This is a genomic window from Micromonospora sp. C95, assembly GCF_018070465.1.
GTDB lineage: Bacteria > Actinomycetota > Actinomycetes > Mycobacteriales > Micromonosporaceae > Micromonospora.
This window is the reverse complement of record NZ_JAGPXT010000012.1, coordinates 1-25,526: the sequence shown is the minus strand read 5'-3', so window position 1 is coordinate 25,526 and position 25,526 is coordinate 1. Positions and strand designations below refer to the sequence as shown.

At 71.5% G+C, this 25,526-nt stretch carries 25 protein-coding genes; 22 read left to right on the top strand and 3 right to left on the bottom strand.

What is annotated here, in order from left to right:
* Positions 1-7 precede the first annotated feature (7 nt).
* Entirely contained in the window at positions 8-520 is a 513-nt protein-coding gene (locus KBX00_RS16035; protein WP_210827701.1) for an Lrp/AsnC family transcriptional regulator, read from the bottom strand.
* Between the two features lie 209 nt (positions 521-729).
* Here KBX00_RS16035 and KBX00_RS16030 point away from each other — a divergent pair, with 209 nt between their 5' ends.
* The 14 genes from KBX00_RS16030 to KBX00_RS15970 all read left to right on the top strand — a co-directional run bounded on the left by KBX00_RS16030 (position 730) and on the right by KBX00_RS15970 (position 15,450).
* A complete protein-coding gene (locus tag KBX00_RS16030; protein WP_210827700.1) occupies positions 730-1,914 on the top strand; it encodes a spermidine/putrescine ABC transporter substrate-binding protein in 1,185 nt (394 codons plus the stop codon).
* Between the two features lies 1 nt (position 1,915).
* Positions 1,916-3,049, top strand: coding sequence for an ABC transporter ATP-binding protein (locus tag KBX00_RS16025; RefSeq protein ID WP_210827699.1), 1,134 nt, complete (start codon positions 1,916-1,918; stop codon positions 3,047-3,049).
* Positions 3,046-3,960: an ABC transporter permease gene (locus KBX00_RS16020; protein ID WP_210827698.1), complete on the top strand. Its 915-nt coding sequence runs from the start codon at positions 3,046-3,048 to the stop codon at positions 3,958-3,960. The genes KBX00_RS16025 and KBX00_RS16020 overlap by 4 nt, the downstream gene beginning before the upstream one ends.
* The gene (locus KBX00_RS16015) at positions 3,957-4,790 is read left to right on the top strand and encodes an ABC transporter permease (protein ID WP_210827697.1); all 834 of its coding nucleotides are present in this window, start codon (positions 3,957-3,959) and stop codon (positions 4,788-4,790) included. Before KBX00_RS16020 ends, KBX00_RS16015 begins: the two co-directional genes overlap by 4 nt.
* Positions 4,787-6,223, top strand: coding sequence for an FAD-binding oxidoreductase (locus KBX00_RS16010; protein WP_301548037.1), 1,437 nt, complete (start codon positions 4,787-4,789; stop codon positions 6,221-6,223). The genes KBX00_RS16015 and KBX00_RS16010 overlap by 4 nt, the downstream gene beginning before the upstream one ends.
* Complete coding sequence (locus KBX00_RS16005; RefSeq protein ID WP_210827696.1) at positions 6,223-7,425, top strand: saccharopine dehydrogenase family protein; 1,203 nt, start codon at positions 6,223-6,225, stop codon at positions 7,423-7,425. The genes KBX00_RS16010 and KBX00_RS16005 overlap by 1 nt, the downstream gene beginning before the upstream one ends.
* 227 nt (positions 7,426-7,652) lie before the next feature.
* Positions 7,653-8,498, top strand: coding sequence for a DUF559 domain-containing protein (locus KBX00_RS16000; protein WP_301548036.1), 846 nt, complete (start codon positions 7,653-7,655; stop codon positions 8,496-8,498).
* A gap of 229 nt (positions 8,499-8,727) precedes the next feature.
* Positions 8,728-9,393 carry a response regulator transcription factor gene (locus KBX00_RS15995; protein WP_210827695.1) on the top strand — a complete coding sequence of 222 codons (666 nt, stop codon included), beginning with the start codon at positions 8,728-8,730 and terminating at the stop codon, positions 9,391-9,393.
* The gene (locus tag KBX00_RS15990) at positions 9,390-10,448 is read left to right on the top strand and encodes a cell wall metabolism sensor histidine kinase WalK (protein WP_210827694.1); all 1,059 of its coding nucleotides are present in this window, start codon (positions 9,390-9,392) and stop codon (positions 10,446-10,448) included. The genes KBX00_RS15995 and KBX00_RS15990 overlap by 4 nt, the downstream gene beginning before the upstream one ends.
* Positions 10,449-10,595: 147 nt before the next feature.
* A complete protein-coding gene (locus KBX00_RS29335) occupies positions 10,596-11,732 on the top strand; it encodes an acyltransferase (RefSeq protein ID WP_301548035.1) in 1,137 nt (378 codons plus the stop codon).
* Between the two features lie 20 nt (positions 11,733-11,752).
* Positions 11,753-12,895 carry a threonine/serine dehydratase gene (locus KBX00_RS29330; protein ID WP_301548034.1) on the top strand — a complete coding sequence of 381 codons (1,143 nt, stop codon included), beginning with the start codon at positions 11,753-11,755 and terminating at the stop codon, positions 12,893-12,895.
* Positions 12,892-14,016: a D-alanine--D-alanine ligase family protein gene (locus KBX00_RS15980; RefSeq protein ID WP_210827693.1), complete on the top strand. Its 1,125-nt coding sequence runs from the start codon at positions 12,892-12,894 to the stop codon at positions 14,014-14,016. Before KBX00_RS29330 ends, KBX00_RS15980 begins: the two co-directional genes overlap by 4 nt.
* Positions 14,013-14,648 (top strand): M15 family metallopeptidase, encoded by a 636-nt coding sequence (locus tag KBX00_RS15975; RefSeq protein WP_210827692.1) that lies wholly within the window; start codon positions 14,013-14,015, stop codon positions 14,646-14,648. Before KBX00_RS15980 ends, KBX00_RS15975 begins: the two co-directional genes overlap by 4 nt.
* Before the next feature lie 121 nt (positions 14,649-14,769).
* Positions 14,770-15,450, top strand: a complete 681-nt coding sequence (locus KBX00_RS15970) for a hypothetical protein (protein ID WP_210827691.1) — start codon at positions 14,770-14,772, stop codon at positions 15,448-15,450.
* Positions 15,451-15,576: 126 nt separating this feature from the next.
* Here KBX00_RS15970 and KBX00_RS15965 read toward each other — a convergent pair whose 3' ends face one another.
* A complete protein-coding gene (locus KBX00_RS15965; protein WP_210827689.1) occupies positions 15,577-17,013 on the bottom strand; it encodes a gamma-aminobutyraldehyde dehydrogenase in 1,437 nt (478 codons plus the stop codon).
* 204 nt (positions 17,014-17,217) lie between these two features.
* Entirely contained in the window at positions 17,218-18,450 is a 1,233-nt protein-coding gene (locus tag KBX00_RS15960) for an SUKH-3 domain-containing protein (protein WP_307868713.1), read from the bottom strand.
* Between the two features lie 145 nt (positions 18,451-18,595).
* Between KBX00_RS15960 and KBX00_RS15955 the strand changes: the two genes are divergently transcribed.
* From KBX00_RS15955 to KBX00_RS15920, 8 genes are all read left to right on the top strand, one after another.
* A complete protein-coding gene (locus KBX00_RS15955; protein WP_210827962.1) occupies positions 18,596-18,826 on the top strand; it encodes a hypothetical protein in 231 nt (76 codons plus the stop codon).
* A 122-nt stretch (positions 18,827-18,948) separates the two neighbouring features.
* The gene (locus KBX00_RS15950) at positions 18,949-20,019 is read left to right on the top strand and encodes a hypothetical protein (protein WP_210827686.1); all 1,071 of its coding nucleotides are present in this window, start codon (positions 18,949-18,951) and stop codon (positions 20,017-20,019) included.
* 93 nt (positions 20,020-20,112) lie between these two features.
* Positions 20,113-21,492: a phosphomannomutase/phosphoglucomutase gene (locus tag KBX00_RS15945; protein ID WP_210827683.1), complete on the top strand. Its 1,380-nt coding sequence runs from the start codon at positions 20,113-20,115 to the stop codon at positions 21,490-21,492.
* Positions 21,493-21,554: 62 nt separating this feature from the next.
* Positions 21,555-21,737: a Trm112 family protein gene (locus KBX00_RS15940; protein ID WP_210827675.1), complete on the top strand. Its 183-nt coding sequence runs from the start codon at positions 21,555-21,557 to the stop codon at positions 21,735-21,737.
* Positions 21,734-22,930 carry an SIS domain-containing protein gene (locus KBX00_RS15935; RefSeq protein WP_210827673.1) on the top strand — a complete coding sequence of 399 codons (1,197 nt, stop codon included), beginning with the start codon at positions 21,734-21,736 and terminating at the stop codon, positions 22,928-22,930. The genes KBX00_RS15940 and KBX00_RS15935 overlap by 4 nt, the downstream gene beginning before the upstream one ends.
* Positions 22,927-23,880 carry a cation diffusion facilitator family transporter gene (locus tag KBX00_RS15930; protein ID WP_210827672.1) on the top strand — a complete coding sequence of 318 codons (954 nt, stop codon included), beginning with the start codon at positions 22,927-22,929 and terminating at the stop codon, positions 23,878-23,880. Before KBX00_RS15935 ends, KBX00_RS15930 begins: the two co-directional genes overlap by 4 nt.
* Before the next feature lie 3 nt (positions 23,881-23,883).
* The gene (gene manA / locus KBX00_RS15925; RefSeq protein ID WP_210827670.1) at positions 23,884-25,041 is read left to right on the top strand and encodes a mannose-6-phosphate isomerase, class I; all 1,158 of its coding nucleotides are present in this window, start codon (positions 23,884-23,886) and stop codon (positions 25,039-25,041) included.
* A gap of 293 nt (positions 25,042-25,334) precedes the next feature.
* On the top strand, positions 25,335-25,526 hold a 192-nt coding region (locus KBX00_RS15920; protein WP_210827668.1), incomplete at its 3' end, for an adenosylhomocysteinase.

Below are 25,526 nucleotides of genomic sequence, written 5' to 3'. Positions count from 1 at the left end.
GGGCGAGTCAGGCGGTGCCCCAGCTGTAGGTCTGCTTGCGTAGTTTGAGGTAGACGAACGCCTCGGTCGACAGCACTCCCTCGACCGCGCGCAGCCGTTGCAGGATCTCCAGCAGGTGCTCGTCGTTGCGGCAGACCACCTCGGCCAGCAGGTCGAACGAGCCGGCGGTGATCACCACGTAGTCGACCTCGTCCAACTCGGCGATGCGGTCGGCGACACTCTCCAGGTCACCGTCGGTGCGCAGCCCGATCATGGCCTGCCGGGGGAAGCCGAGTTGCAGCGGATCGGTGACCGCGACGATCTGCATCACCCCGGCGTCGAGCAGGCGCTGCACGCGTTGGCGTACCGCGGCTTCGGAGAGCCCCACCGCCTTGCCGATGGTGGCGTACGGGCGGCGACCGTCCTCCTGCAACTGCTCGATGATCTGCTTTGCCACGTCGTCGAGCAGGGCGTGGCTGGCACCCTCGCGCACGCTGACCCGGCGTCCGCCGTTGCCGTTGTCCTGCTGTCGGTTCGTCATCGACCGCTCCCCATGTCCGTCACCGAGGTGAGCCTAGCGGCATCGGCCGGTCTGGCGTAATTCGTCGTCGGGAGCTATCTCGGCAACGGAATCCCTTGTGAGTGAGGTTTCCTCATGTCAGTATCAGTCGTCAATCGCCACTGACTCTCCAGCCCAGCCGGCGCGCCACCCCCGTCCTGCCGCCGACGATCACCGATCGGAGTCGTCACATGCGTAGTGCCTTCCGGCCCGTCACCCGGCGTGGTCTGCTCACCGGCACCCTCGGCTCGGCCGCACTGCTGGCGGCCGGGGGTGCCCTGGCCGGCTGCGGCACCCCGGCCGCGCAGCAGACCGAGGAGGGCTGCGTCAGCGAGGACCTGTCCGGCTCGGAGAAGACGTTGGCCTTCTCCAACTGGCCCCAGTACATGGACGTCGACTCCGACGACGAGTCGAAGCGACCCAGTCTGGACGAGTTCGTCAGCAGGACCGGCATCCAGGTGACCTACACCGAGGACATCAACGACAACAACGAGTTCTTCGGCAAGGTGCAGAACCAGCTCGCCGCCTGCCAGAGCACCGGGCGGGACATCATTGTGCTCACCGACTGGATGGCCGCCCGGATGATCCGGCTCGGCTGGATCCAGAAACTCGACCGCTCGAAGCTGCCGAACGTCGAGGCCAACCTGCTGCCGTCGCTGCGGAACCGACCCTTCGACACCGAGAACCAGTACGCCGTCCCGTGGCAGTCCGGCCTCGCCGGACTGGCCTACAACGGCCGGGTCACCGGCGAGATCCGTACGGTCGACGAACTGCTCACCCGCCCCGACCTCAAGGGCAAGGTGACCGCGCTCAGCGAGATGCGCGACACCATGGGCCTGCTGCTGATGTCCAACGGCCACAACCCGGCCGACTTCACCGCCGCCCAGTTCGACGACGCGCTCAACAAGCTCAAGCGGGCCGTCGACTCCGGGCAGATCCGCCGGTTCACCGGCAACGACTACGCCCCGGACCTGGCCAAGGGCGACATCGCGGCGTGCGTCGGCTGGTCCGGCGACATCATCCAACTCGGCTTCGAGGACGAACGGATCAAGTTCGTGGTGCCCGACTCCGGCGTGATGCTCTGGTCGGACAACATGCTGGTGCCGAACCAGGCCAGCCACAAGGCCAACGCCGAAGAGCTGATCAACCACTACTACGACCCGGCGGTAGCCGCCCAGCTCGCCGCATACGTCAACTACATCTGCCCGGTGCAGGGGGCGCAGGCGGAGCTGGAGAAGATCGATCCGGAGCTGGCCGCGAACCCGCTGATCTTCCCGGACGAGGCGATGCTCGCCAAGTCGCGGGTCTTCATGGCCCTGGACGAACAGCAGGAACGCGAGTACGAGGGCAAGTTCCAGCAGGTCATCGGAGCGTGAGGTGGCTACCGAGAATCCGGCCGGTGACCTGAGGCTGGCCAACCTCAGCAAGACCTTCGGCGCCTTCACCGCGGTCGACGAGCTGAGCCTGACGATCCCACAGGGTTCGTTCTTCGCCCTGCTCGGCGCCTCGGGCTGCGGCAAGACCACCACGTTGCGGATGGTCGCCGGTCTGGAGGAACCGACAAGCGGCCAGGTGCTGCTCGGCGACCGGGACATCACCCGACTGCGGCCGTACAAACGACCGGTCAACACCGTGTTCCAGAGCTACGCGCTCTTCCCCCACCTGGACATCTTCGAGAACGTCGCCTTCGGGCTGCGGCGGCGGGGCATCCGCCCGGTCCACGGCCCGGTCCGGCAGATGCTGTCCCTGGTGCAGCTCGACGGGTACGAGCGGCGCCGCCCCGCCCAGCTCTCCGGCGGCCAGCAGCAGCGCGTCGCGTTGGCCCGGGCGCTGATCAACCACCCGCAGGTGCTGCTGCTCGACGAGCCGCTCGGTGCGCTCGATCTCAAGCTGCGCCGCCAGATGCAGATCGAACTCAAGCGGATCCAGGTCGAGGTCGGCATCACCTTCGTGCACGTCACCCATGACCAGGAGGAAGCCATGACCATGGCGGACACGGTCGCGGTGATGAACGCCGGCCGGATCGAGCAACTCGGCACACCGGCCGAGATCTACGAGTTCCCGGCGACCGCCTTCGTGGCCAACTTCCTCGGCCAGTCCAACCTGATCGCCGCTGACGTCTCCGGCGGCAACGGGGGCGACCTGCTGGTCACCGCGCACGGCGCGCGGTTCTCGGTGCCGTCGGCGCGGTCCCGCGCCGACCAGGGTCCGGTCTTTCTGGGCGTACGCCCGGAGAAGCTGCAGCTGGCCGCGGCGGCCGGGCAGGTGCCCGCCGGCAACCAGCACCTCGAAGGCAGCATCACCGACGCCTCCTACGTCGGGGTGAGCACGCAGTACCTGCTGCGTACCGGCTGGGGCACGGAGCTGAGCGTCTTCGTCGCGAACACCGGCGCCCAGGAGCGGTTCGCCGTCGGGGAGCGGGTCGTGGCGCACTGGAATCCGCAGCACGCCTTCCTGCTCGACCGGCGCGCCGACGAGCACGACCGGACCACCCCGGTGCTGGTCCCGTGAGTGCGCTGGCTCACCTACCCACCGGCTCCCGGCAGCCTGCCTCGCCGCCGAAGGCTGCCCGATCGGAGCGCTACCGGCTGCTGCCGTACCTGCTGTTGCTGCCGGGCGCGGCCTGGCTGTTCCTGTTCTTCGTCGTGCCGTTGGTGCAACTCGCCGCCGCCAGCCTCTACGACCCCACCGGCTCGCTCTCCACGGGGTACGTGCTGACCTGGGCCTTCGGCAACTATCCGGCGGCGGTGCAGGCGTACTGGCCGCAGTTCGCGCGGTCGTTCGCGTACGCCGGCATCGCGCTGCTGCTGGCGCTGCTGATGGGTTACCCGCTGGCGTACGCGATCGCGCAGCGGGCCGGCCGGTGGAAGAACCTGCTGCTGGTCTGCGTGATCGCGCCGATGTTCACCAGCTTCCTGGTGCGTACGCTGGCCTGGAAGACAATCCTGTCGGACAACGGCTGGTTGGTCGGCCTGCTGCGCGACGTGCACCTGCTCGGCCCCGACGGTCGGCTGCTGGCCACCCCGATCGCGGTGGTGCTCGGCCTGACGTACAACTTCCTGCCGTTCCTGGTGCTGCCGCTGTACGCGAGCCTGGAGCGGCTCGACCATCGGCTGCTGGAAGCCTCCAGCGACCTGTACGCCAGCCCGCTGAAGACGTTCCGGCGGGTCACCCTGCCGCTGTCGATGCCCGGCCTGATCGCCGGCACCCTGCTCTTCTTCATCCCGGCGACCGGCGACTACATCAACGCGGAACTGCTCGGTACGCCGAACGAGTACATGATCGGCAACGTCATCGACTCGGCGTTCCTGGTCCGGCTCGACTACCCGCAGGGCGCGGCGCTGTCGTTCCTGCTGATGTCGGCGATCCTCGCGGTGGTCTTCGGCTACCTCCGCCGCGCCGGAACGCGGGAGGTCCTGTGAGGATCTCCCGCTGGTTCGCCGAGCACTGGGTGCTGGGCGTGGCGCTGCTGGTGCTCGGTTACCTGTTCCTGCCGATCGCCGTGGTCGCCGCGTTGTCGTTAAACCGCCCGTCCAGCCGGCTGTCGTACGACTTCAACGAGTTCACCCTCGACAACTGGCGCAACCCGTGCGCCACCGCCGACATGTGCGACGCGGTGCTGCGTAGCGTCCAGATCGGGTTCCTCGCCACCGTGGCGGCCACCGTGCTCGGCACGCTCATGGCGTTCGCCCTGGCCCGGCACCGGTTCCGGGGCCGGTCCGGGCTCAACGTGCTGATCTTCCTGCCGATGGCGACGCCGGAACTGGTGATGGGCACCTCGCTGCTCGCCCTCTTCGTCTCCGGCGGCGTGCCGCTCGGCTTCTGGACCATCGTCATCGCCCACGTCATGTTCTGCGTGTCGTTCGTGGTGGTGACCGTGAAGGCGCGGCTGACCGGGATGGACGGGCGGCTGGAGGAAGCCGCGATGGATCTCTACGCCAGCGAGTGGCAGACGTTTCGGCGGATCACCCTGCCGCTGGTGCTGCCCGGCATCGTGGCCGCCGCCCTGCTGGCGTTCTCGCTCAGCTTCGACGACTTCATCGTCACGAACTTCAACTCGGGCACCACCGTCACGTTCCCGATGTACGTCTGGGGTGCCGCCCAGCGGGGCATCCCACCGCAGGTGAACGTCATCGGCACCGCCATGTTCCTGATCGCGCTGCTGCTGGTGCTGGCCACCTCGCTGCGCGGCCGGCAGGCCCGCCGGGCGGCGCTCGTCCCCGTGTCCGCCCGGGAAGGTGACCGGTCATGACCCGCGCCGGCCCGGAAAGACGGCCGGCCATGACCCGCGCCCTGGCCGACGCGGCGCGGGTGCCGTACTGGCTGGATCGGCCGGAACGGCCCGAGCCGCTGCCGCCGCTGACCGGCGCGACCGGCGCAGACCTGCTGGTGATCGGCGGCGGCTACAGCGGACTGTGGACGGCGTTGCTGGCCCGGCAGGCCAACCCCGGGCGGGACGTGCTGCTGGTCGAGGCAGGGACCTGCGGCTGGGCCGCCTCCGGGCGCAACGGCGGATTCTGCGCCGCCTCGTTGACCCATGGGCTGGCCAACGGGGCCCGGCGGTTCCCCGACGAGATCGGCGAACTGGAGCGGCACGGTCGGCAGAACCTCGACGCGATCGCGGCGACCGTGGCCGAGCATGGGATCGACTGCGACTTCGAGCGCACCGGCGAACTGGCCGTCGCCGTCGAGCCGTACCAGCTCGCCGGGCTGGCCGAGGAGGTCGACCTGGCCCGCCGGTACGGCCACGACGTGGCCCTGCTCGACGCCGACGAGGTGCGCGCCGAGGTGAACTCGCCGACGTACCTCGGCGGGTTGTGGGACCGGGACCGGGTGGCGATGCTCGATCCGGCCCGGCTGGCCTGGGGGCTACGCCGGGCCTGCCGGGCGGCGGGCGTACGGATGCACGAGCACACCCGGGTCGCCGGGCTGCGCCGCGACGGCGGGGCGCTGGTGGCGCGTACCGTCGGGGCCGACGGCGTGCCCGGGACGGTGCGCGCCGGGCGGGTGGTGCTGGCCACGAACGCCTTTCCGCCGCTGCTGCGCCGGCTGCGGGCCTGGATCGTGCCGGTGTACGACTACGCGCTGATGACCGAGCCGCTCGGCGTCGAGCAGCGCAACGCCGTCGGCTGGCGCAACCGGCAGGGGCTGGCGGACGGCGGCAACCAGTTTCACTACTACCGGATCACCGCCGACGACCGGATCCTGTTCGGCGGCTACGACGCCGTCTACCACTACGGCAACCGGGTGGCACCGGCGCTGGAGCAGCGGGACGCCACCTTCACCGCCCTGGCCGACCACTTCTTCACCACGTTTCCGCAGCTCGACGACGTGCGGTTCAGTCACCGCTGGGGTGGGGTGATCGACACCTGCACCCGATTCTGCCCGTTCTTCGGCACCGCGTACGACGGTCGGCTCGCCTACGCGGCCGGCTACACCGGGCTCGGTGTCGGCTCGACCCGGTTCGGTGCCCGGGTGATGCTCGACCTGCTCGACGGCGCGGACACCCCGCTGACCCGGCTCGCACTGGTCCGCGACCGGCCGCTGCCGTTCCCGCCCGAACCGGCCCGCGCGGCCGGCATCGGGCTCACCCGCTGGTCCCTGGCCCGCGCCGACGCGCGGCAGGGACGGCGCAACCTGTGGCTCCGTACGCTCGATCGGTTCGGTCTGGGGTTCGACTCGTGATGCGTGTCCTGCTCGTCGGTGCTGGTGGCGTCGGCTCCGCGGTGGTCGCCATCGCGGCCCGGCGTGAGTTCTTCGAGACCGTGGTGGTCGCCGACCACGACGCCGGCCGCGCCGCGCGGGCGGTCGCCGGCCGTGACTCCCGCTTCGTCGCCGCGTCCGTCGACGCAGCGTCCGTGGACGCGGTCGCCGCGCTGTGCCGCGAACACCGGATCACCCACGTGCTCAACGCGGTCGACCCGCGCTTCGTCATGCCTATCTTCGACGGGGCGTACGCGGCCGGCGCGGACTACCTCGATCTGGCCATGTCGCTGTCCCGTCCGCACCCGGTCCGGCCCTGGCAGGAGACCGGCGTCAAGCTCGGCGACGAGCAGTTCGCGGTGGCCGACCGGTGGGCCGGGTCGGGACGGCTGGCGTTGTGCGGCATCGGCGTCGAACCGGGTCTGTCCGACGTCTTCGCCCGCTACGCCGCCGACGAACTGTTCGCCGAAATCGACGAGATCGGAGTACGCGACGGCGCCGACCTGACCGTCGAGGGGTACGCCTTCGCCCCGTCCTTCTCGATCTGGACCACCATCGAGGAGTGCCTCAACCCGCCGGTGATCTGGGAGACCGGGCGCGGCTGGTTCACCACCGAGCCGTTCAGCGAGCCGGAGGTGTTCCACTTCCCGGCCGGCATCGGGCCGGTGGAGTGCGTGAACGTCGAGCACGAGGAGGTGCTGCTGATCCCGCGCTGGGTGCCGGCGAAGCGGGTCACCTTCAAGTACGGGCTCGGCGCGGAGTTCATCGAGGTGCTCAGGACGCTGCACAAGCTGGGCCTGTCGGCGACCACGCCGGTGCGGGTGGGCGGCGTGCCGGTGTCGCCCCGGGACGTGGTGGCCGCCTGCCTGCCCGACCCGGCCACCCTCGGTGACCGGATGCGTGGCAGGACCTGCGCCGGCACCTGGGTACGGGGCACCGGGATCGACGGCCGGCCGCGCGAGGTCTACCTCTACCACGTGGTCGACAACGAGTGGTCGATGCGCGAGTACGGCCACCAGGCGGTGGTCTGGCAGACCGCCGTGAACCCGGTCGTCGCCCTGGAACTGTTGGCCAGCGGCGCCTGGTCCGGCACCGGCGTCCTCGCCCCCGAAGCGTTCCCCCCAAAACTCTTCCTCGACCTGCTCACCGCCTACGGCTCCCCCTGGTCCATCGAGGACCGCTGACCCCCGTCGCCCCCTCCTCCGCGATCTTGCACCTTTGGTCGCTCGAATGCGGCTTGTGTCCGGTATGCGGGGACACAAAGTGCAAGATCGCGGAGGGTTGGGCGGGCAGCGGGGGGTGCCTAGCACGAGGGTGGGCTGGGTGGGGGGAATTCCACAGTGGGCTGGGTTGTCCACAGGGGAGTGGGTGGGGGTGGAGCGTGTGGAGGTGGGCGGGGGAGGGTGCCCGCATGACTGCTCAGCTGTGGCGGGTGGAAACTCTGTTGGCGACGCTCACCGCCCGACGTCTTCGTACTCGGGTGGGCCGGGACGAGCTACGCCGTGTGCGGAGGGGCGTCTACGCCGATCAGATCCTTGACGACGAGGACGAACTGCGGGCTCTCCTGCTGTGTCTGCCGGAGGGGGCCATGTTCACCCGACAGACGGCGGCCCGCCGGTACGGCTTCGGCGTGCTGCGCGACGATCTCGTGCACGTCCAACTGCCGGCCACCGTGCCCAAACCCCGGCTACCCGGGCTGGTCGTGCATCGGTCCGTGCTTCCCGTGCGGCCGGTCCTCGTCGGTGGGCTGCCCTGCGTGCCGGCGGCACGCTGTGCGGTCGACCTGGCGCGTACGGTGCGGCGGCTCGACGCGCTTCCCGTGCTGGACTGCGCCCTGCGGTCCGGTGTCGTGACTCCCGACGAGTTGATGGCTGAGGTGTGCAGGCACCGGGCGCTACGCGGGGTGCGGCAGGCGCGTGAGTTGGTGCCGCTGGCCGACGGACGGGCGGAATGTCGCCAGGAGAGTCAGTTGCGGTTGGTGCTGATCGACGGGCGGCTACCGCCTCCTGAGCCGCAAGTCTGGGTCCACGACGCCTATGGCGTTCAGCGCTATCGCCTCGACCTGGGCTACCGCGAGCGCAGGGTCGGCGTCGAGTACGACGGTGTCTCCCACCTCGATCGCGAGAGCCTCAGGTACGACCGGGAACGAGTCAACTGGCTCGACGCGCAGGGCTGGCGGATGCGGTACTTCACCGACCGTGACCTCTACCGTCGCCCCAGCCACATCGTCGCCACCATCCGAGCCGCTCTCTCCTAACCACCAACCACCCCCGCCCCACCCCGCGCGATCTTGCGCTTTCTGCCGGTGCAAATGACTTATAACGGGCAAGTCGGCGACCGAAAGTGCAAGATCGACGGGGGCGTGGGGGCGGGCGTTCAGGGGGTGGGGTGGTTACGTGGAGTATTGGTTCGGCGGGCACTTACGGAACTCTTAACTCCTGCCTGAGAGCGTGTGGCCGACAGCGAGGAACACGGGGAGCGGAAGCGTGCGGGTGCTGGTGGCGGACGACGAGCGGTTGTTGGCGGACACCGTCGCCGAGGGGCTGCGTCGCCTCGCGATGGCGGTGGACGTCTGCTACGACGGTGACGGAGCGTTGGAGCGGGTCGGGGTGAACCGGTACGACGTCGCCGTGCTGGATCGGGACATGCCAGGACATACCGGTGACGAGGTGTGTCGCAGCCTGGCGGCGTCCGGCTCCGGTACCAGGGTGTTGCTGCTCACCGCCGCCGCCGGCATCCGCGACCGGGTGGAGGGCCTGGGGTTGGGCGCCGACGACTACCTGACCAAGCCGTTCGCCTTCGCCGAGCTGGTCGCTCGGGTGCAGGCGTTGGGCCGGCGCTCCGCACCGGCCATCCCGCCGGTGCTGGCGGCCCACGGCGTCGTCCTGGACGTGGCCCGGCACACGGTCACTCGCGACGACCGGCCGGTCAGCCTGAGCCCGAAGGAGTTCGCGGTGCTGCATGTGCTGCTGCGGGCCGAAGGCCGGGTGGTCAGCGCCGAGGAACTGCTGGAACAGGCGTGGGACGAGTTCGCCGACCCGTTCACGAACGTCGTCCGGGTCACCGTGATGACGCTGCGCAAGAAGCTCGGTGAGCCGCAGGTCATCCACACCGTGCCCCGGGCCGGGTACCGCATCGGCGGTGCCGAGTGACCCCGCGCTGGCGGATCGTGCTGGTCGGCGTGCTCGCGCTGTTCGCCGGATACGCCGCTCCCGAGCTGGCGAGGTGGGCCCTGAGCCAGCTGTGGCTCTGGGGCAAGCGGCTCTGCGGCACCGGGTTGCCCGGGTCGGGCGTGCTCTGCGGCCAGGTGTCCAACTTCGTCGAGCTGATCCTGGCGCTCGCCCCGCTTGCCGTGCTCCTGGTCGCGGTGCTCGGGATCTGGGCCGCCGCGCTGTGGTGCCTGCGCCCGGTGCGCGATCTGGCCGGGCCGATCGCGCAGGTCGGGCCGCAGAATCTCGGTCACCGACTCCGGCCGCGCGGCAACGATGAGTTGGCCCGGCTGGCCCGGTCCATCGACGAGATGATGGAGCGCATCGCCGCCGGCTACGAGGGGCAGCGGCGGTTCGCCGCGAACGCCTCCCACGAACTGCGTACGCCGTTGGCGGTGCAGCGCACGCTTATCGAGGTCGGCATGGCCCGGTCGCTCACCGGTGAACAACTGGAGCTGCTGACCGGGCAACTGCTGGAGACGAACGAACGCAACGAGCGGCTGATCGAGGGGCTGCTCGCGCTCAGCGAGAGTGACCAGGGCCTACGGTCCCGTACCCCGCAGCGGCTCGACGAGGTCGTCACCGGGGTGCTGGCCACGTACCAGGACCGGATCACCGAGGCCGGGGTGACGGTGCAGAGCCACCTGGAGCCCCGGATGGTGATGGGCGAGCGGGTGCTGCTGGAACGGCTGGTGACGAACCTCGTGGAGAACGCGATCAAGTACAACCGGCCGGGCGGCACCCTCACCGTCACGGTCGGACACAGTCCGGCCCTGACCGTGGTCAACACGGGACAGGTGGTGCCGGCGGAGGCGGTGGCCGGGCTCTTCGAGCCGTTCCGGCGCCTGGCCCGGGACCGGACGAACCAGAGCGGTGGCGCCGGCCTCGGTCTGGCCATCGCCCGCTCGATCACCCAGGCGCACGACGGCCTGATCGCCGCCCGGCCGGCCGAGTACGGCGGACTGTGGGTGGACGTCCAACTACCCAGCGCACCCTGACCCGGCCACCCGGCCGGCTTCGAACCACAGCCCACAGATCGGGGCCGCACACCGCGGCAGCCCGACCTTCGGCGTGCCCGCGAAACAGCCGACCCGGCGTGCCGGGAACCAGTTGGCCAGCGTGCACCGCGACGAAGAGGAGAGAGCATGACCACCCGGGAACAGGTCGCGGTCGATACGGCCGTCGGTAGGCCCGCCCCCGGCGGCGGCACCGGGTCGGCCTCGGCCGGCGTCAGGTTGGCCTGGGCTGACGTCGCCAAGGGCGGCTGCATCCTGCTGGTCCTGCTCTGGCACGTGATCGTCAAGGACTATCTCCAGATCGACTGGCGGCTCGACGTGCCGGTGGCGGGTGCCTGGGGAACCCTCGGCGAACTGTTGCTGCCGATGCGGATGCCGCTGTTCTTCACCATCTCCGGCATGTTCGCGGCGGCCGCCGTGCAGCGCCCCTGGCGGTCGGTCGCCCGGCCCCGGGTCGCCCGCTTCCTCTACCTGTACGGCGTCTGGCTGATGATCCACACTGCCGTACTGGCCCTCGCCCCGGACTTCCCCACCGACCGGGCGAGCGACCTCGGCGGTCTGTTGGCACAGCTGACGGTCACCCCGTCCAACCTCTGGTACCTGTACGCGCTGGCGCTGTACTTCGTACTGGCGAAGGCGCTGCGACGGGTCCGTCCGGCGGTGCTGCTGGCCGCTGCCGGCATCCTGAGCGCCGTCGCCTCGGCGGGGCTGGTCGACACCCCGGGCAACCGGGCCGGTCTCTACCAGAATCTGGTGTTCTTCCTGGCCGGCCTGCACCTGCGCGGGTACGTGCTCAGGTGGACCGACGCCGTCACCGGCCGACGACTGGTGCTGGCCGCCGGGGCGTACGCCGTCGCGCTGGCTGCCGTGGCGGCGACCGGCACCGCTCGGCTGCCCGGTGTGGCGCCGCTGGTCTCCGTCCTCGCCGTGCTGCTCGGCATCGCCGTGGCGGTCCGGCTGGCCCGGAGGCCGGCAGTCGGCGAACCGCTCGCCGCCCTCGGTCGCCAGACCTTGCCGATCTATGTGCTGCACATGCCGGTGCTGGCGCTGCTGCACCGACTGATCGCCGAACCGATCGCCGCGCTGGACGATCCCGCCCGGTTCGCCCTGGCCCTCGGCTTCCCGCTGTCGCTCACCGTCGCCGTGCTGGCGCTCAGCCTCGGACTGCACCGGCTGCTGCTGGCGATCCGGGCGACGTGGCTGTTCGACCTGCCCCGCCGGGGTGAGGCCGCCCGACGACCGCTCATGCCGACGGCGTCGCACTGATCGACCTCGAAGGAGAGGACATGTCCCACACCGATCCCCGCAGAGCCGTCCCGGCTCCGATCGACGTGCCGGAGGCAGCTCGATGGCTGGCCGGCCGGGTGTTGCGTACCCCGGTGCTGCGCGCACCGGCGATCGACCGGCTGGCCGGTGCCCGGGTGCTGCTGAAGGCGGAGAACCTCCAGGTCGGCGGCTCGTACAAGATGCGCGGCGGGCTGTTCGCGGTGGGCCGGCTGGCGACTGCCGGGCACCGCGGGGTGGTCGCGCAGAGCACCGGCAACCACGCGGTGGCAGTGGCGCTCGCCGCACAGCAGTTCGCGCTCGCCGCCACGGTGGTGCTTCCGGTCGACGCGGCGGCGACGAAGGTGGCCCGGGCCCGCGCCGCAGGCGCGCGGGTGGTGCTCGCCGGTACGACGGTCGAGGAGCGGCTGGCCGTGGCCCGTCGGGTCAGCGACGAGACCGGCCACCCGATCGTCGACGCGTACGACCATCCGGACGTCATCGCCGGGCAGGGCAGCGCCAGCCTCGAACTGATCGAGGAGGCCGAGCGGGCCGGTACCCCGCTGGACGCCCTCGTGCTGCCGGTCGGTGGGGGTGGTGGTGCGGCCGGTGCCTGCCTGGCCGCGACCGGCCGGCCGATCGAGGTGTACGGCGTGGAGCCGGATGGCTGCGACTCACTCGCCCGCAGCCTGGCGGCCGGTCGACCCGTCGCGGTCACCCCGGCACCGACGATCGCCGACGGACTGCGTCCGTCCTGTGTGGGTGAACTGCCCTTCGCCGTCCTGCGCGACCGGCTGCGGGCGGTGGTGCGGGTGAACGACGACGAGATCGCCGAGGCGTTCCGGCTGCTTCTGCTGGAACTGAAGGTACTGGCCGAGCCGTCGGGGGCGGCCGGCCTGGCCGGCGCGCTACGGCTCGTCGCCGACGGGGCGCTACGCCCGCGCGGCACTGACGGGACGCTGCGCCCGCTCGGCGCTGACGCGGGGCTGCGCTCGCCCGGGTCCGGCGGGACGCGACGGTCGCCGACCGCCGAGCGACCGGCGGCGGTGGTTGGTGACCGGCGGCGGACGGTCGGCGTGGTGCTGACCGGCGGAAACGTGGAGCCGGAACTGGTCGCCCGACTTACGGCGACCACCCGAATCGAGGAAGAGGTGGCAGTGGCGTGAGTGCGCCCGTACGCATTGGCATTCTGTTCGGCGGTCCGTCGGCGGAGCACGACGTTTCCTGCGCCTCCGCGCTCGGCGTGGCTCGGGCGCTGGCCGGCGGTGGGTACCGCATCGTCGCCATCGGGGTCACCCGCACCGGCGGGCTGCGGCTCGTCCCGGACGCCGCGCTGTCCGGGTTCCTCGCCGGCACGGCGTCCGAGCGGGCGATCGACGACCGGCTGACGGTGATCGGTCCGGCGGTCGAGTTACGGGCTGGGCCGCGCTCCGGCACGGCGGTGGTGACCGCGATGGACGCGCCCGGCGCGGTGCACGCCGAACTGGACGTGGTCTTCCCGGTGCTGCACGGTCCGTTCGGTGAGGACGGTGTGGTGCAGGGGATGCTCGAATCCCTGGGTGTGCCGTACGCCGGGTGCGGCATCCTCGCCTCGGCCGTCGGGATGGACAAGGTGGCGATGAAGCGGGCGTTGCGGGCCGAGGGAGTGCCGATCACCCCGCACGTCTCCTTCGACGCGACCACGTACCGGACGACCGAGGATCCGGAGAAGCTGGTGGTGGGGTTGCGTCGCCCGGTGTTCGTCAAGCCGGCCCGGATGGGCTCCTCGATCGGCATCTCCCGGGTGGCCGAGGGCGACAATCTGGCGGCGGCGATCGAGGAGGCGCTGCGGCACGACTCGGTGGTCGTGGTGGAGCAGGGGGTGAGCGGCCGGGAACTGGAGTGCGGTGTGCTCGGCGGTACCCGTCCGGACGCATCAGCGGTCGGCGAGGTACGGGTGAGTGGTGGCTGGTTCGACTATCGCCAGAAGTACTTCGGCGACAGCGACCCGATGATCGTTCCGGCCCCGCTGCCCCGCGAGGTCACCGAGCGGATCCGGGAGCTGTCGGTGCGGGCGTTCGCCGCGATCGGCGGCTGGGGCCTGGCCCGGGTCGACTTCCTCTACGACGAGGTCGCCGGCGAGTTGTACGTCAACGAGTTGAACACGATGCCGGGTTTCACCGCGCACTCGATGTACCCGAAGGTGTGGGCAGCGGCCGGCGTCGACTACCGGGAGATCCTGGACCGGCTCGTCGCGCTGGCCTTCGCCCGGCACGCGGAGCGGCCCGGCGGGGGAGCCGGACGATGATCCTCCTTTGCGATCCGCGGGTCGCCGCGGTGCGCGGCATCGACGACGGTGCGCCCCTTGTCGACCTGCGCGAGGTGGCCGAGCTGCGGTTGGACGCGCGGGCGGCCGATCCGACCGGCGCGTACGCCCGACTGCGCCAGCCGGTGGTGGACCGCTTGTTGGCGGCGCAGCGCGCCCTGCCGGACGGCCTGCGCCTGTTGATCGTCGAGGGCTACCGGCCCTACCAGGCGCAGCTGGACATCTTCACCGGCTACCAGGAGGAGTTGCGCCGCAGCCACCCGGACTGGTCGCCGGAGCGGCTGTACCGGGAGACCACCAAGTTCGTGTCGCCGGTGGCGGTGGCGCCGCACAGCACCGGTGGTGCGGTGGACCTCACCATGTGCACGGTGGACGGCATCGAACTGGACATGGGCACCCCGGTGGACGCCACCCCGGAGGCGAGTGACAACGCCTGCTTCACCGCCGCGTCGTCGATCGGTGTCGAGGCCCGGCGGCACCGGCAGATCATGGCCGACGCGCTACGCGGGGCCGGCCTGGTGAACTATCCGACCGAGTGGTGGCACTGGTCGTACGGGGATCGCTACTGGGCGTTGCTGACGGGTGCGCCCCATACCCGTTACGGGCCGGTATGACCGGTGCGTCGTCGGTTCATTCGAAGTCTTGTTTTCGACAAGTGTCACGGCGATGAACTGGACAGCGTTCCCGGGCCGTACCAGCCCTCGAAACACAAGGGTGTGAGGACGGGAGGAACAGGTGAAGCTGCAGCGGAAGCACGCGCTGGCGGCAGGGGTGGCGGTGGTCGCCGCGGCGACGGTGGCGGTCGGCACCGGACTCGGATTCGCGGACAGCGCGCCGACCCGGCAGAGTGTCTGCGCCGGATCGATCACGTTCTCGGCCGAGGCGGGCGTGCCGGCCGCCACCAGCAACCAGTTCCCCGTCGGCACCCGGCTGCGGGTGACGAACCTGGACAACAACAGATCGGCGGAGGTGACCGTCGTCGGTCCGTCGGGCAGTTGCGTGCTGCTCAACGCCGCCGCGATGGAACTCGTCCGCGAGCCTGGCAAGAACGTGATCCGACGCAACGTGGTCGAACGGATCGGCGAGGTCGCCGCGCAGCCGGGTGCGGGACAGCCGGGCGTGATCGGCGACCGACCGGGTTCGGCCTCACCACCGGCGGCCCGCCCGGTGACCGGGTCGGCCTGCCAGGGTGCGATCACCTTCTTCGAGGAGGCCGCCGGGCCGGCCGCGACCAGCGACCGCTTCCCGGTCGGTACCCGCCTGCGGGTGACCAACCTGGACAACGACAAGGCGACCACGGTCACCATCACCGGCCCCTCGGGCAGCTGTGTGCTGCTGAACTCCGCCGCGATGGAGCAGATCCGGGAGCCGGGCAAGAATCTCGTGCGCAACAACATCGTCGAGGTACTGCGCTGAGGCTGAGGCCGGGTGGCTGCCGCGCGGTGCGGACGCGGCAACCACCCGGCCGGTCGGTCGCCCGAAGGCGGCGTCGAGGATGGCCGGGCCGCGGGCCAGCTCGTCGTCGGAGATGACCAGCGGTGGTCAGCCCTCGATGTGGTGCATGACGTGCTTGATCCGGGTGTAGTCCTCCAGGCTGTAGACGGAGAGGTCCTTGCCGTGCCCGGAGTGCTTGAAGCCGCCGTGCGGCATCTCGGAGATGAACGGGATGTGGGTGTTCACCCAGACGCAGCCGAAGTCGAGCCGCCGGGTCATCCGCATCGCCCGCCCGTGGTCCCGGGTCCACACCGAGGCGGACAGACCGTAGTCGACGCCGTTGGCCCAACGGACCGCCTCGTCCTCGTCGGAGAACCGCTGCACCGTGATGACCGGCCCGAACACCTCGTCCTGGACGATCTCGTCGTCCTGCCGTACGTCGGAGACGACGGTCGGGGCGTAGAAGTAGCCGCGCTCGCCGACCTGCGCGCCCCCGGTCCGCACCGTGGCGTGATCGGGCAACCGGTCCAGGAAGCCGCGTACCCGGGCCAGTTGGTTGGCGTTGTTGAGCGGGCCGTAGAGGATGTCGGCGTCGTCCGGTGCGCCGGTCTTCGTGCTGCGGGCCTGTTCGGTGAGGGCGGCCACGAAGTCGGCATGGATGCCGGGTCCGGTGAGCACCCGGGTGGCCGCCGTGCAGTCCTGGCCGGCGTTGAAGTAGCCGCCGAGGGCGATCGCCTCGGCCGCCGCGGCGACGTCCGCGTCGTCGAAGATCACCACCGGGGCCTTGCCGCCCAGCTCCAGGTGGGTGCGTTTGAGGTCGGGCGCGGCGGCTGCGGCCACCTCCATGCCGGCCCGGGTCGAGCCGGTGATGGAGACCAGCTGCGGGGTGGGGTGCGCGACCAGGGCGCGGCCGGTGTCCCGGTCGCCGCAGACCACGTTGAACACACCCGGTGGGAGGTGCTCGGCGGCGATCTCGGCGAGCAGCAGCGTCGACACCGGCGTGGTGTCCGAGGGCTTGAGGACCACGGTGTTGCCGGCCGCCAGCGCGGGAGCGATCTTCCAGACCGCCATCATCAGCGGGTAGTTCCAGGGGGTGACCTGAGCGCAGACCCCGATCGGCTCGCGCCGGACGTACGAGGTGTGCCCGGCCAGGTACTCGCCGGCCGAACGACCCTCCAGCAGGCGGGCGGCGCCGGCGAAGAAGCGGAACTCGTCCACGGCGGGCGGCAGTTCCTCGTCGGCGGTGAGCTGGCGGGGCTTACCGGTGTTGCGTACCTCCGCGTCGACCAGGTCGGCGGCCCGGGCCTCGACCGCGTCGGCGAGCTTGAGCAGCGCCCGCTGCCGTTCCGCCGGGGTGCTGTCCCGCCAGCCGTCGAAGGCGGTGGCGGCGGCCCGCATGGCCGCGTCGACGTCGGCGGCGCCGGAGACCGGCGTCCGGGCGAAGACCTCACCGGTGCACGGGTCGATCAGATCGGCGTAGCCGCCGTCGACCGGCTCGACGTACTCGCCGTTGACGAAGTTGCGCAGCCTCTGCTGGTCACTCATGACTGGATCACTCCGAGGGGTCCGGGTCTCGCTGCGGCGGTTATCGCAACCTTGCTGCCATCTTCGCTACTGAATTCGCGGCAGACAAGGGCTGATGCGACTGTTTTAGTGGGGTAGGTGGTCGCCAAGGCTGTACCTGCGGAGCCCGCAGCGTTCCTGGTCACCGTCCTGACCCGCGTGCAGCTCTGAGAGACCGCCAGGGGGTCACCAACCGCCGTCGTCACGTACGCGGGCGGGGGCGCGGCCGAGCAGCAGAGTGGTCAGCGCGGCGTCCATGTCAGCCCCGAGGAACCACTCGCCCGCCTGGTCCAGCGCGAAGATCCGGCCCTGTTCGTCGACCGCGATGATGCTGTGCGGACTCTCGGCACCGAGCGGGAACAGCCGGGAACCGATCACCGCCGCGAAGTCACCGAGCGAGTCGGCGGTCTGGGCGACCTGGCGGGGTCGGATGTCGAAGCGTGAGATCCACACCTGCTCACCTGGGCCGCGACGCTGACTGGCCAGGCGAGGGAAGGCGGTCAGAGCGGCGACCGCAGCGGGAAACGCGGTCGGTCCGTAGGCCCGGCCAGCAACCGCTCCGACGTCGTGCACCGCGGACGTCGCCACGGCTGCGTCGTCGAAGCGGGGCCGCCAGCCGGCGGCGACCAGCGCTCGCGCCACCTCCGGGGGAAACCGGCCGTGCGCCGGGTCGGGCGCCGGTTGCGGGAACCAGGGCTCGGTGTGGACCAGATTGGTGCGCGCCAGCACGTTGAACTCCACAAGCATGTTCAGACACGAGTCGCAGGGCCGCGCGCTCGGACCTCCCTGCGGATCGGCCGGATCGCGGACCTGGACCACCTCGACGCGGGCGGAGCTGAGCAGCTCCCTGGCGTCGCCCATGCTCATGGGTGCGATGCCCTCCGCGCTGCGGCGGTGATCGCACTCGTGGAGGACGTCGGAGACCACGACGAACTCCGCGTGCCGGTGCCCGCCGCGAACCAGCCGGCCGGCGGGCAGGCTGCCGAGGTACGCCTGGACCAGCGGGTGATGGTTGAGTGCCACGTCCCCCTTGGCGCCCTGGGCGGTGCAGGTCCGCCCGTCGACGGTGAGCCGCGCGGTGGTGGTCGGGGCGGTCCGCCGGCGGATCTCCCGCAGCAGCTGGCCGGCCGGGTCCACCGTACGCGGAGCCGGCGGACCAGTGGCCCGGCTGCGGCGGTAGAGCCGCGCCACCACGTCGGGCGGAACCCGTGGACAGGTACTCACCTCACCGGTCCGCTTGTCGACGACGGTCGAGGGGAGTTCGCCGGGCAGGGATCTGGCCTGTGTGGACACGGTCGAGGTGATGACGTAGCCGAGGTCGAACTCGGTGACCGCGGGCTGGCACTCACGCCCCAGACGCAGCGAGTCGCGGCGGGCCCACACCGCTGCGAGCTGCTCGGCCTGTTCGCGGTCGATCACACCCCGGAACTTATCGGACCGCGCCGATTCCTGGCGCTGCGTACGTTCGAGCCTACTGAACGTGAGATGAGCGGTCGGTCTGCCGCGCCGAACGGCGCGAGCGCGGGCCGCTGTGGGCCTCGACGGAGCGCAATACGCTCGGGCGATGGCGGATCGGAAGAAAGCGGGCGGCGATTCCCGGCTCTGGTACTGGCCGTCGGCGATGTTGCTCGGCTTGGTGATCGGAGTGATGGCGCTGGACGGCGCTGCCGGCATCGGAGTCGGTATCGCCATCGGCATCGCGCTTGCGCTGGCGCTTGGCGCGGCGGACCGGGAGGACGACGCGGACGACGCCGACGAGCCCGGCCCCGGGGAGGGCCCGGACCGCCGGGCGTGATCGCCGAGCGCCGTCACGACGTGGTGCGTCGCACATGCCGGGTGCTCGATGGCCAGCCACGGTCGGGCCCCGGTAGTAGCCTGACCGGCGTTCCCCCGTCGGGGGAGGAACGGTGGTTGATCATGTCGGTACGGCGGCAGACGGCGCGGCTCGCGACGGTCTGCGTTTTCCTGGGCGCCCTGGCGGCGCTCGGTGGCGCCCCGGCGCACGCCGACGAGGACCGGGTGCGGGTGCGTTCGGCGGGCAGCTTCACCGCCGGCCGTTCCGCCGAAGGCGTGACCGTCGAGGTGCGCAAGCGCACGAACGGGTGCGTGCGGGTGCGCACCGCGCTCGGACTGAGCCTGCCCGACGTACGGGCCGACCAGGTGGCGGTGCAGGCCAACGTGGGGGGCCGCTGGGTGCCGGTGGGCCTCTCGGGTGCGGCGGGGCTGATCACCACCGAACCGGTCGCCCCGGCCCGGGACGAGATCTGCAAGGGCAAGGGCGTGGCGATGCGGTACCGGGTCGCCTTCGCCGCGACCGCCCCCGGTGGTCGACTGGTGGTTACCGGTGAGGCGACCACCGCGCGGGGTGCCGTGCTCGGTCGGGCCGCCGCGTCGTCGCGGGTGGTCGGCGGACGGCCTTCGGCGTCGCCCTCCCCGTCGCCCACGCCCTCACCGTCACCCAGTAAGGAGGTGGCCGAGGAACCGTCGGTCGAGGCCACGCCCACCGTGGCGCTCGCCGCCGAGACGACGGACGACCTCACCCAGACCGAAGGCGGCTCCGGGGGATCACCGGTGATGTACTTCGGCATCGCCATGGTCGTCGCCGGCGCACTGCTCATCGGGCTGTTGATCCACCGATCCCGCAAGGACCGCGGTGACCGCGGACGACCGGCCGACGCTTTCGAGATCCCGCCGTCGCGCAACCCGGGCGGCACCACCTACCGGTCCGGCGGCGGTCCGGGTGCCGCACCGATCGCACCCGCCGCGGGCGCCCCGCCGGCACCGTCGCCCGGCCTGGGCACCGTGCCACCGGCCGCGCCCAGTCCGACGTACGGGACGAACCGGCCCGGCACGCCACGGGTGTACGGCGGCACCCCGGCACCCCGCCCGAGCGGCGGTGTGTACGGTGCCAGGCCCGATTCAGCCACGGGCGGGGAGCCGGGGCACCCGGACCGGTCACCGGGCGCCGGGACGGGTGACGAGCCGTAGTACGGGCGCGGGCTCGGCGGCTGAGCCGGGGTGGGTGCCGCCGCTCCGATACGCTCAGGTTCGTTGACGACCCGCAGGCGAGGAGTGGAACCGGTGTCTGATCTGTCCCGGATCGTGAAGGCGTACGACGTCCGTGGGACGGTGCCGGACCAGTGGGACGAGCGTGTCGCCGGTGCCCTCGGCGTCGCCTTCGCCCAGATGCTCGACGCCGCCGGTGAGCCGGGGCAGGCGGTGCTGATCGGGCACGACATGCGGGCCTCCGGGCCCGGGCTGGCCGCCGCCTTCGCCACCGGCGTACGCGCCGAGGGGCGCCCGGTCATCGAGATCGGGCTCGCCTCGACCGACATGGTCTACTACGCCTCCGGTGCGCTCGGGCTGCCCGGTGCGATGTTCACCGCCAGCCACAACCCCGCGCAGTACAACGGCATCAAGCTGTGTCACGCCGGTGCCCGCCCGGTCGGGCAGGACAGCGGGCTGGCCGAGGTCCGCGACCGGGCCCAGGCCCTGCTCGACAAGGACGAGCCGCTCGGCGAGCCGACCGCGCCGACGCAGCGGCGCGACCTGCTGCCCGACTACGCGGCACACCTGCGCACTCTTGTGGACCTCGCCGGCATCCGGCCGCTGACCGTGGTGGTCGACGCCGGCAACGGGATGGGCGGGCACACCGTGCCGAGCGTGCTCGGCGACGCCGCGCTGCCGGCCCTGCCGTTGCGGATCGTGCCGCTGTACTTCGAGTTGGACGGGACGTTCCCCAACCACGAGGCAAACCCGCTGGATCCGGCCAACCTGGTCGACCTGCAGCGCGCGGTGGTGGCGCACGGCGCGGACATCGGCCTGGCGTTCGACGGGGACGCCGACCGCTGCTTCGTGGTGGACGAGCGCGGCGAGCCCGTCTCCCCGTCGGCGATCACCGCGCTGGTGGCCGCTCGGGAGTTGGCCAAGCATCCTGGCTCGACGGTGATCCACAACCTGATCACCTCCAGCGCGGTGCCCGAGATCATTCGGGAGCACGGCGGTGAGCCGGTGGTGGCCCGGGTGGGTCACTCCTTCATCAAGGCCGAGATGGCGCGTACCAACGCGGTCTTCGGTGGGGAGCACTCGGCGCACTACTACTTCCGGGACTTCTGGTTCGCCGACACCGGGATGCTGGCCGCGATGCACACCCTGGCGGCGCTCGGTGAGCAGCCGCTGCCGCTGTCCACGCTGGCCGCCGAGTACGAACGGTACGTCGCCTCGGGTGAGATCAACTCGACGGTGGCGGATCAGGCGGCCAAGGTGGCCGAGGTGCGTGCCGCGTACCCGGACGCCGTGGCCGACGAGATGGACGGTCTCACCCTGCGCTTTGCCGACGGGGCGTGGTGCAACCTGCGCGCCTCGAACACCGAGCCGCTGCTGCGGCTCAACGTCGAGGCACCGACCGCCGAGCGGATGACCGCACTGCGCGACGAGGTGCTCGACCGGGTTCGCCGATAAGATCGCTCGCGCCGGTCGGCACCCCCGATCGGTGAAGCCGCACACGTGGAAGGAGCCGCGCAGTGGCCCTCGACCCGCAGTTGCTGGAAATCCTCGCCTGCCCGGACACACACCATGCCCCGCTGACCTACGACGCGCCGGCCCAGACGCTGACGTGCACCGAGTGTGGCCGGATCTTCGAGGTCCGCGACGACGTGCCGGTGCTGCTGCTGGACGAGGCGCGCAGCCCCGCGGAGGGATCGTGATCGACGGAACGGCTGGCGTCAGCGGACACCGCAACGCGGACGAGCGACTCCTCGACGACCCGCAGGCCCTCGCCGAGCGCGATCCGGGTGGCATGCTGCGACACACCGCCTCGGCGGGTGCACAGGTACGCGAGTCGGCTGCCCTGGCCGCCGAGGCGAACCTCTCCGTACTCGCCGACGACGGGCGTCCCCGGGCGGTCGTGATCGCCGGCATCGGCACCGCCGGGCGGACCGGTGACGTGCTGGCCACGGTCGCCGGGCCGCGCTGCCCGGTGCCGGTGATCGCGCACCGCCTTGCCGGAGTGCCCGGCTGGGTCGGCGCGGCCGACGTGGTGATCGCGGTCAGTGCCTCCGGTCGCAGCCCGGAGGCGCTGGGTGCCGCCGAAGCCGCCCACCGGAGGGGAGCCCGACTGGTCGCGGTGGGTCCGGCGGAGTCGCAACTGCACTCGGTCGCCGAGCGGGCCCGCGCGCCGTTCATCCCGGTGCCTCGGCGGGCACCGGCCCGGGCCAGCCTCTGGGGGCTGACCGTGCCGGTCCTGCTCGCCGCCCGGGCCCTCGGCCTGGTCAAGGTGAACGAGGCGGATCTGGCGGAGACGGCGGCCCGGTTGGACGCCGACGCGGACCGCAGCCGTCCGACCGCGGAGTCCTTCGTCAACCCGGCGAAGTCCCTCGCCCTCGGGCTGGCCGGTTCGATCCCGATCGTGTGGGGCTCGTCGCCGCTGGCGTCGGTCGCCGCCCGGCGCTTCGGCGACACCCTGTCGGCAAACGCCCGCTACCCGGTGGTCACCGGCGCGCTCGGCGAGGCGGGTCGGGGCCGGGTCGGCCTGCTCGACGGGGTCTTCGGCGGCCTGTCCGAGGGGGAGCGGGACATCTTCGCCGATCCGGACGAGTCGGACGGTGCGGGCACCCGGCTGCGGCTGGTGCTGCTGCGCGACGGTGGCCTGAACGCCGAGGACGACGCCGACGAGCCCCTCGCGGTCGAGGAGCGGCGCGCGGACGCGGTGCAGACCCTCGCCGAGCGGCGGGGCGTACGGTGCGACGTGGTCACCGCCGAGGGCGGATCGGCGCTGGAACGGCTCGCCTCCCTGGTGGCGGTGCCGGACTTCGCGTCGATCTATCTGGCCTTGGCGCACGGTCTGGACCCGATGGCGGTGCCGGCGATCACCGAGATGAAGGAACTGGCCAACCAGTGAGCACCCAGGGTGGCAGCAAGGCGATCATCGCGGCGCTGCTCGCCAACGTCGGCATCGCCGTGACGAAGTTCGTGGCCTTCCTGTTGACCAGTTCGTCGTCGATGCTCGCCGAGTCCATCCACTCGGTCGCCGACTCGGGCAACCAGGCGTTGCTGCTGCTCGGTGGCAGGCGGGCCCGGCGGGCCGCCACCCCGCAACACCCGTTCGGGTACGGGCGGGAGCGCTACGTGTACGCGTTCATCGTCGCGATCGTGCTGTTCAGCCTGGGCGGTCTGTTCGCCCTCTACGAGGCATGGCACAAGTGGTCCGACCCGCACGGCATCACCAGCTGGCACTGGGTGCCGGTGACGGTGCTGCTCGCGGCGATCGTGATGGAGTCGTTCTCCTTCCGTACCGCCATCAGGGAGTCGAACCTGGTCCGGGGCCGCGAGTCCTGGACCAGGTTCATCCGCCGGTCGAAGGCGCCGGAGCTGCCGGTGGTGCTGCTGGAGGATTTCGGCGCGCTGGTCGGCCTGGTCTTCGCCCTGTTCGGCGTGGGCCTGACCCTGGCCACCGGCAACGGCCGGTGGGACGCGGCCGGCACCGCGATGATCGGCCTGCTGCTGGTGACCATCGCCATCGTGCTGGCCGTGGAAACCAAGAGCCTGCTGCTGGGGGAGGGGGCCGAGCCCGCGGACGTCTCGGCCATCGAGCGGGCGGTCGCCGCCGGTCCGGAGGTGGAGCGGATCATCCACATGAAGACCCTCTACCTGGGGCCGGAGGAGCTGATGGTGGCCGCGAAGATCGCGGTGTCGCGGTGCGAGAGCGCCGAGGAGGTGGCCCGGGGCATCGACGCGGTGGAGGAGCGGATCAGGGCCGCCGTGCCGGTCGCCCGGGTCATCTACCTCGAACCGGACATCTTCCGGGCCAGTGCCGAGCCCGCTGCCACCTCCGGGCCCGCTGGGAGCTGACCTTTGGAACCACTGCACGGGCCGATCAAGGACTACGCCTGGGGCTCCCACTCGGCGATCGCCGAACTCCAGGGGCGGCCGGTGCCGAGCGCGGCGCCCGAGGCGGAGCTGTGGCTCGGCGCGCATCCGGGCGCCCCGGCTGCCGTCGAGCGCGACGGCGGGCTGATCCCGCTCACCGAGGTGCTCGCCGCCGAGCCGGTCGACTGGCTCGGCCGGCCGGTGATGGACCGGTTCGGCACCCGCCTGCCGTTCCTGCTCAAGGTGCTGGCCGCAGCGGCTCCGCTGAGCCTCCAGGCCCATCCGGACGCCGAGCAGGCGCGGGCCGGTCACGCCGCCGAGCAGGCCTGCTCCGGTGGGCACCGCAACTACGTCGACCCGTTCCACAAGCCGGAGCTGCTGGTGGCGCTCGGGCCGATGGAGGCGCTGTGCGGTTTCCGGGACCCGGCCGCCTCGGCGCGGGCGCTCGCCGCGCTGGGCGTACCGCAGCTGCGGCCGGTGCTGGCCGCGTTGTCCACCGGACCGGCGGGGCTGGCCGAGGCCGTACGCCGGCTGTTGGAGTGGCCGACGGCGGAGCGTGCCTGGCTGGTTGCGGCGGCTCGAGCGGCGGCCGGCCCGGACGCGGACCTGGTGGGCCGGTTGGCCGAGGCGTACCCGGCAGATCCCGGAGTGCTGGTGGCGTTGCTGCTCAACCGGGTGCGGCTGGCGGCCGGTGAGGCGATCTGGATGCCGGCCGGCAACCTGCACGCCTACCTGCGGGGTACCGGCGTGGAGGTGATGGCCGCCAGCGACAACGTGCTGCGGGGCGGGTTGACCCCGAAGCACGTGGACGTGGCCGAACTGTTGCGGGTGCTCCGTTTCGAGGTGCTCGACCGGCCGGTGGTCGGACCGCAGGAGGTCGCCGACGGGGTGGTGACCTGGCCGGTGCCGGTGGACGACTTCGCGTTGCACCGGGTGACCGTCGGTGGCGGCCGACGCGAGGTGACGTTGGCGGTACCGGGCCCCCGGGTGGTGCTCTGCACCGCTGGCCGGATCACCGTGACCGACGGGATGTCGCCGGTGACCCTCGGTCCGGGCCGGGCTGCGGTCGGCCCGGCTGCGGGTGGTTCACTCACGGTCACCGGTGCGGGTGAGACGTACATCGCCTCGACCGGGCAGGTCTAACCTTCCCCAGCGCTTCGCCGGGCGATCGACCGCCGACTGGCAAGTCCGAATTTCCCGAAATGGCTTGACTCGGCTCTTGCTCAGTGTGACTCTATGGGTGCGTAGCGTTATCGCGACGATGGTCCGAGAACGCGCGGGGGAACCAAACCGGGGGGATGCACGGGGCGGACGGAGATGGACGGCACACGTCCACGCCGGCCGCCCCGTGCGCTGTCCGTAACCACCCCGACCGCCCGTCGTCGACGCGCGTAAGGTGGGAGGTTGCGCAGCACCATCGTCCGACAGGAGCTTTTATGACCAGCACCCTCCCGGCGTCCGCAAGTGGCACGTCGTCCGAGGCCCGGCCGCGTACTGTCGCCGAGGGCGACTTCAAGGTGGCGGATCTGTCGCTCGCGGAGTTCGGGCGTAAGGAGATCCGTCTGGCCGAGCATGAGATGCCGGGTCTGATGGCGATCCGGCGTGAGTTCGCCGACGCGCGGCCCCTG

Bases quoted from the DNA above. Each gene is read 5' to 3' on its own strand.
- KBX00_RS29330 (WP_301548034.1), top strand. From the start codon at position 11,753: ATGTCCCACACCGATCCCCGCAGAGCCGTCCCGGCTCCGATCGACGTG.
- KBX00_RS29335 (WP_301548035.1), top strand. From the start codon at position 10,596: ATGACCACCCGGGAACAGGTCGCGGTCGATACGGCCGTCGGTAGGCCC.
- KBX00_RS16030 (WP_210827700.1), top strand. From the start codon at position 730: ATGCGTAGTGCCTTCCGGCCCGTCACCCGGCGTGGTCTGCTCACCGGC.
- KBX00_RS15955 (WP_210827962.1), top strand. From the start codon at position 18,596: ATGGCGGATCGGAAGAAAGCGGGCGGCGATTCCCGGCTCTGGTACTGG.
- KBX00_RS16010 (WP_301548037.1), top strand. From the start codon at position 4,787: ATGACCCGCGCCGGCCCGGAAAGACGGCCGGCCATGACCCGCGCCCTG.
- KBX00_RS16000 (WP_301548036.1), top strand. From the start codon at position 7,653: ATGACTGCTCAGCTGTGGCGGGTGGAAACTCTGTTGGCGACGCTCACC.
- KBX00_RS16035 (WP_210827701.1), bottom strand. From the start codon at position 520: ATGACGAACCGACAGCAGGACAACGGCAACGGCGGACGCCGGGTCAGC.
- KBX00_RS15950 (WP_210827686.1), top strand. From the start codon at position 18,949: ATGTCGGTACGGCGGCAGACGGCGCGGCTCGCGACGGTCTGCGTTTTC.
- KBX00_RS15975 (WP_210827692.1), top strand. From the start codon at position 14,013: ATGATCCTCCTTTGCGATCCGCGGGTCGCCGCGGTGCGCGGCATCGAC.
- KBX00_RS15965 (WP_210827689.1), bottom strand. From the start codon at position 17,013: ATGAGTGACCAGCAGAGGCTGCGCAACTTCGTCAACGGCGAGTACGTC.
- KBX00_RS16005 (WP_210827696.1), top strand. From the start codon at position 6,223: ATGCGTGTCCTGCTCGTCGGTGCTGGTGGCGTCGGCTCCGCGGTGGTC.